Annotated in this window: 4 protein-coding genes; 3 read left to right on the top strand and 1 reads right to left on the bottom strand. The window is 59.0% G+C overall.

Annotation, left to right across the window (positions count from 1 at the left end; all coding sequences use genetic code 11):
• Nucleotides 1-1,093, bottom strand: a 1,093-nt coding sequence (locus CW742_RS06245; RefSeq protein ID WP_292417981.1) for a PEP/pyruvate-binding domain-containing protein, incomplete at its 3' end; no start/stop codon positions are given.
• A gap of 175 nt (nucleotides 1,094-1,268) precedes the next feature.
• Here CW742_RS06245 and serA point away from each other — a divergent pair.
• The 3 genes from serA to CW742_RS06230 all read left to right on the top strand — a co-directional run bounded on the left by serA (nucleotide 1,269) and on the right by CW742_RS06230 (nucleotide 5,268).
• Nucleotides 1,269-2,873 (top strand): phosphoglycerate dehydrogenase, encoded by a 1,605-nt coding sequence (gene serA, locus CW742_RS06240; RefSeq protein ID WP_292417979.1) that lies wholly within the window; start codon nucleotides 1,269-1,271, stop codon nucleotides 2,871-2,873.
• A 458-nt stretch (nucleotides 2,874-3,331) separates the two neighbouring features.
• Nucleotides 3,332-4,297 (top strand): HEAT repeat domain-containing protein, encoded by a 966-nt coding sequence (locus CW742_RS06235; protein WP_292417976.1) that lies wholly within the window; start codon nucleotides 3,332-3,334, stop codon nucleotides 4,295-4,297.
• Between the two features lie 5 nt (nucleotides 4,298-4,302).
• Nucleotides 4,303-5,268, top strand: coding sequence for a HEAT repeat domain-containing protein (locus tag CW742_RS06230; RefSeq protein WP_292417974.1), 966 nt, complete (start codon nucleotides 4,303-4,305; stop codon nucleotides 5,266-5,268).
• Nucleotides 5,269-5,484 lie beyond the last annotated feature (216 nt).

The following is a 5,484-nucleotide window of genomic DNA, read 5'->3' as shown; positions in this document are numbered from 1 at the left end:
CCCCTTCCCTGACCGTACCGGTGTCCTTCACATCCCTGATGATGATGACCTTACCGGAGGCGATCCCCGGGGCAGCCCCCTGTCCCTTTAAGATGATCTTTGCATCTGATTTCTGTGACATGCCCTTTCCTTCCTTCTTTCCTATTGTCGTAATCGGCCGTGACTGGAGGATGTAGATCGTCCCTTTCACAACGCTCCACTCAACATCCTGCGGCACCCCGTAATGGTTCTCCGCGATCTTCCCGTACATGGCGAGCTTGGCAACTTCCTCATCGGAGAGGACCTGGGCATCCTGCCGGTCCTTCGGCACGTCAGCAAGCTTCGTACCGTGGTCGCCGTCTGCGATGATCTCGACCTTCTTGTTGGCAATGTAGGTATCTGCAACCTTCTCCGTCCGCTGGTCGAAGACATACTTGTCCGGTGAAACCGCGCCGGAAACAACCGCCTCTCCAAGACCCCACGAACCCTCGATGATGGTCTGGGGCTCTCCCGTGATCGGGTGGGAGGTGAACATCACACCGGCCTTCTCCGAGTGGACCAGCTGCTGGACAACGACCGCGATGTTGACCGTGTGGTCGTCGAACCCCTGTTTAGCCCGGTAATAAATGGCCCGGGCCCCGTAGAGCGACGCCCAGCAGTGGTGGACCGACGAGACGAGTGCGGCCTCGCCTTTGATATTGAGGTATGTCTCCTGCTGGCCGGCAAAACTGGCATCCGGCAAATCCTCGGCGGTTGCGCTCGAACGGACAGCAACGATCAGGTCGTCGCCCATCTTCTTGTACGACTTTTTAATATCGTCGCGGATTGCCGCCGGCATCTTCGCCTTTAAGACAAGGTTCTTTGCATTCTCTGCCGCCTTCTCCAGCGCCTCGTTGTTCTCGACATCGAGGTTCTCGAATGCTGCATACAGTTTCTTTTCAAGGCCGGTCTCGACTAAAAACCTGCGGAATGCCTGGGCGGTGACCACGAAGGCCTTCGGGACGGGAAGGCCGATGGAGGCCATCTCCCCAAGGGAGGCACCCTTGCCCCCTGTGGATATGATATCCTCCTTCCTGATCTCCTCGAGCCAGAGAATATTGGGCACATCTTTCATTGCTCGCACCACTTATGATCTTGCCGGCGCCCTGTTTAAGGGTTCTGATATACGGACCCCCCGGTGCAGGTGTTCCCGCGACAGACCGTGCCGAAGACCTGGCCGGCACAAAAAAAGTGCCAGCCATAAAAGAATAATCCTCTTTAAGTACGGTGCCGATATTGTATGGGTTTTTATGGCAAACGCGAGAGTGCTCGTCAGCGATCCGCTGGCGGAAGAGGGGCTCGCCATCCTCCGGGCTGCCGTTGACGTGGATGTTAAAACGGACTTGAAAGAGGACGAGCTCTGCAACATTATCGGGGACTACGATGCCCTGCTGGTGCGGAGCGGCACCGATGTCAATGCAAAGGTTATCGGGGCTGCAAAGAAGATGAAGTTCATCGGGCGTGCCGGCGTGGGAGTCGACAACATCGACGTTGACGCAGCAACCCGCATGGGGATCATTGTTGCGAATGCACCCGAGGGCAACACCCTTGCTGCTACCGAGCACACGATGGCGATGATGCAGTCGCTCGCCCGGAACATCCCGCAGGCGAACGCAAGCTTAAAGAAGAAGGAGTGGAAGCGCTCGAAGTTCATGGGCGTGGAACTGAACGAGAAGACGCTGGGGATCGTCGGCTTTGGCCGGATCGGCCGCGAGGTGGCAAAGCGGGCAAAGGCTATGGACATGAAGTGCGTGGCCTACGATCCGTTCATCACGCAGGAACGGGCATCCCAGCTTGGCGTGCAGATGATGTCGATGGCAGAGCTCTTCACGGTCGCTGACGTCATCACTGTCCACACCCCGCTCATCCCCGAGACAACGCATGTCATCAACGAGAAGAGCATTGCAACAATGAAGGACGGCGTGCGGATCATTAACTGCGCCCGCGGCGGCATCATCGATGAGAAGGCGCTCTACGATGCTATCAAGTCGGGCAAGGTTGCGGGAGCGGCCCTCGATGTCTTCGAGCAGGAGCCCCCGACCGAGTCCCCGCTCCTCACCCTCGATAACGTCATCGTCACCCCGCACCTTGGCGCAAGCACGGTTGAGGCCCAGCTGAATGTCGCAGTCCAAGTGGCAAAGCAGTGCGTCGATGTATTAAAGGGTGGATCCGCGAAGTATGTGGTGAACGCCCCCATGATCCCCTCAGAGCACACGGAAGCCCTCCAGCCCTTTGCCCAGCTTGCGGAGAAGATGGGCCGGTTCGCGGTGCAGGTGGCAGGTGGCAGGCTCTCATCGGTCGAGTGCATCTATGGCGGCGAGCTCTCGGCCTATGCCGGCAGCATGAAGTTCGTTACCCGGCTTGCCCTCAAAGGGCTTCTCGACCCGATCCTCCAGCAGCCGGTCAACATCGTCAACGCGGAGTTCGTTGCAAAAGAGCGCGGCATCCAGGTCAGCGAGACCGTGACGGAAGAAGCCAGGGGATTCAAGAACCTCATCACCATAAAGATCCGGACCGACAAGGGTGAGGAGTCGGTCAGCGGCACGGTGTTCCAGAAGGGCAGGAGCCGGATCGTTGCAGTCGGCAGCTACACGATGGACCTGATCCCCGAGGGCCACCTGCTCGTCTCAAAGCATGTGGACCAGCCCGGCGTCATCGGCCGGGCGGCAACCGTGCTCGGGAAGAACAATATCAATATCGCGGGCATGCAGGTCGGCCGGTTCAACCCGAAGGAACCGGCGCTCATGATCCTGAATGTGGACAGCTCCGTGCCGCAACCCGTGCTCGAAGAACTCCGCGGCCTGCCCGGAATCTCCTCCATGACGTTTGCCAAGATATCAGACGAGAAGATCTGATACTCTTTTTTTCAAGGTAATTTCTGTAACGGTCTGCCCGGACCTGTTCCCGACATCGCCAATCCAGCATTGGTGAACCCTGGCAAGAGCCAGGAGCACGTCCAGGAATCTGTGCCCGTCTTCCATAGTTGGGGGTCGGGCGGTGTACATCAGCTCTCGCATCCTGGTGCAGGGTCGAATGGTTCTCACCGTGAAATGTGATTATTTCTCGATCTGGCAGCACAAATTTTCATTTAGTACACCGCCCGACCCCCCCTCAGGGGCTCGCCATTCCTCAGTAAACCAAGCCGTTTCTCTCTCGAAGCAGGCACAGTAATCACCGTGGAGGGATGAGGGGGGTCGGACGGTGTACTTCTAATTGCAGCAGGGATTTCGAGTGAGGATCATGATAGCATGGGCATAACCTTGATTATCGCGCCGGCATCATACTCACACATTCAGAACAAGGCACCAGTTACATGCCGCCTGTCAATCGTCTCTTCCGGCCCCCTGCGGATATCGGGAACCTGATTGCTGTACGGGATGTTCCGGCACTTGTCCGGTGCCTTGCAGATCCGGATGAAGTGACACGGACGCGTGCTGCTAAAGCCCTTATTGCAATCGGACCTGTGGCAGTACCTGACCTTCTTTCTGGCCTGCAATCTCCCCGGGCCCTCGTACGCCTTGGCGCCATCGAAGCACTCGCTGGCATCGGGGACCCGGCATCGGCCCGGCCGCTCATCGCTCACCTTGAGAAGGAGAAGCACAGCGAGTTTCTCTGCGCCGTAGTCTTCGCCCTCGGGGAGATCGGATCGCCTGAGGCTATCCCCTCCCTGGTCCGCCTGCTCCACAACAATGCAAAATACCTTCGGTACGCAGCCGCGGTCTCGCTTGACAGGCTCGGGTGGGAACCGGAGGATGAAAGCGATCGCATCCGTTACCGTATTGCCCGGTGCGACTGGGACGCGGTCAGGAACGCAGGTCCTCTCGCAGTCCCGTTGCTCTGTGATATCTCACATGATCCCGATCCCGCTATCCGGTCACGGATAGTCTCGCTCATCGGGGAGATCGGTGCGGGTGAAGGGTGCCGGGCATGCGAGGCCGGCATCCGGGACCGCGATCCGGGCGTCCGCTGGGCGTCCGTCCTTGCAGCGATGAACTGCGGCATTACCCCCTCCCGCATGCCCTTCTTTCTTGCTTCCCGCAACCGCCCCGGCCCCAACCCGCTCGCTGCCGGCATCCTGAACTTCCTCTTCCTTGGTCTCGGGTACAACTACATCGGGAAATGGTGGGGATTTCCGGTCTTCATGAGTTACATGTCGGTGATTGTGCTTGCACAGCTGGCAACCGGCCCGTTCTTTCCGTACCTTGTTGCCTATCCCGTGACTGCGGTGCTCGGCCTGCACACGTACTATCTTGCACGGAGGATCTCTGATCGCGGGTGATGCTGATGGTGCTCCAGGACCTGTTTCCAGAACGAACGCCAAATATCGGGGTACTGGAAGAGCAGCGCGACATCCCTGCGCTCATCCGCCATCTTGCATCACGCGAACCGCACGTCCAGGCAGCAGCAGCGGAAGCGCTGGCACGGATGGGTTCGCCTGCAACCGGCCCTCTGATCGCGGCCCTCAGGACACGGAACCGCGCCCGGCGCCTGGGGATCATTGCTGCGCTGGGGCAGATCGGCGATGCGCAGGCACTGGATGCGCTGGCCGCCCTGACAAAGGATCCCGTCGGCGAGATCCGGTGGCAGGCCTGTATTGCGCTCGGGCAAATCGAGGGCACGGGAGCGGTCCCGGTGCTTCTCTCTTCGCTCCGTGACCAGGACAAGTACGTCCGGTACGCATCGGCAGTCTCCCTGTCGAATGCAGGGTATGTCCCGGAAACAGACGATGACCGGGCCTGGTACGCTGCCGGGATGCAGGACTGGGAACAGATTTCCGCGCTCGGGGCTCCTGCAGTTCCGGTACTCACGTGGCTCCTCTCCGATATGGATGCAGACCTGCGGTGCAAAGCAGCCCGGGCGCTTGGCGCAATCGGGAGCAGCGATGCGGGACCTGCCCTCCTCCACGCGCTGGGGGATGAGGACCGGCAGGTAAGATGGGAGGCCATGCTCGCCTCGCAGAAGTGTGGAGTCCCCCAAATGCTCCTCCCGCGGGGACTGTGCCGGCGCCCACGGCTCCGGAAAAATCCCCTCATTGCCGGGGTCCTCAATTTCCTGTTACCCGGACTGGGCTACGGGTATCTTGGCAAATGGTGGGGGATCATGATCTTCCAGATCGACATCACCGCCACGGTCTGGATCTTCAAGTACTATGGCGAGACGAATACCTACGGCATCCTCTTCCCGATTTACATTATCCTCGGGTTGCATGCATGGTATATCACGAAGAAGATGCCGGAGGAGCCGCCGTGATCCATGAATTACCTGGGTCAAAAAAGAGGGTGAGATAATCATCGGGGATCTTCGAAATCCGACCAGTCATCAGACTGGGAGGATGAGAAGAGGCCATCAGGCTTCTTCGAAGAATCCTGACGGATTCTTCTCATTTCTCGGGTTTGAGAACCCTCGAAACTTCGAAGTCCGACAGGCCATCAGGCCTGGAGGATGAGAAGAAGCCATCAGGCTTCT

The sequence above is a fragment of the Methanoregula sp. genome (assembly GCF_002835825.1).
Lineage (GTDB): Archaea > Halobacteriota > Methanomicrobia > Methanomicrobiales > Methanospirillaceae > Methanoregula.
The sequence above is the reverse complement of the archived record's forward strand: the minus strand, read 5'-3'. Positions and strand labels throughout refer to the sequence as shown.

Excerpts from the sequence above, each read along its gene's own strand:
- serA (WP_292417979.1), top strand. The coding sequence starts at position 1,269 with ATGGCAAACGCGAGAGTGCTCGTCAGCGATCCGCTGGCGGAAGAGGGG.
- CW742_RS06235 (WP_292417976.1), top strand. The coding sequence starts at position 3,332 with ATGCCGCCTGTCAATCGTCTCTTCCGGCCCCCTGCGGATATCGGGAAC.
- CW742_RS06230 (WP_292417974.1), top strand. The coding sequence starts at position 4,303 with ATGGTGCTCCAGGACCTGTTTCCAGAACGAACGCCAAATATCGGGGTA.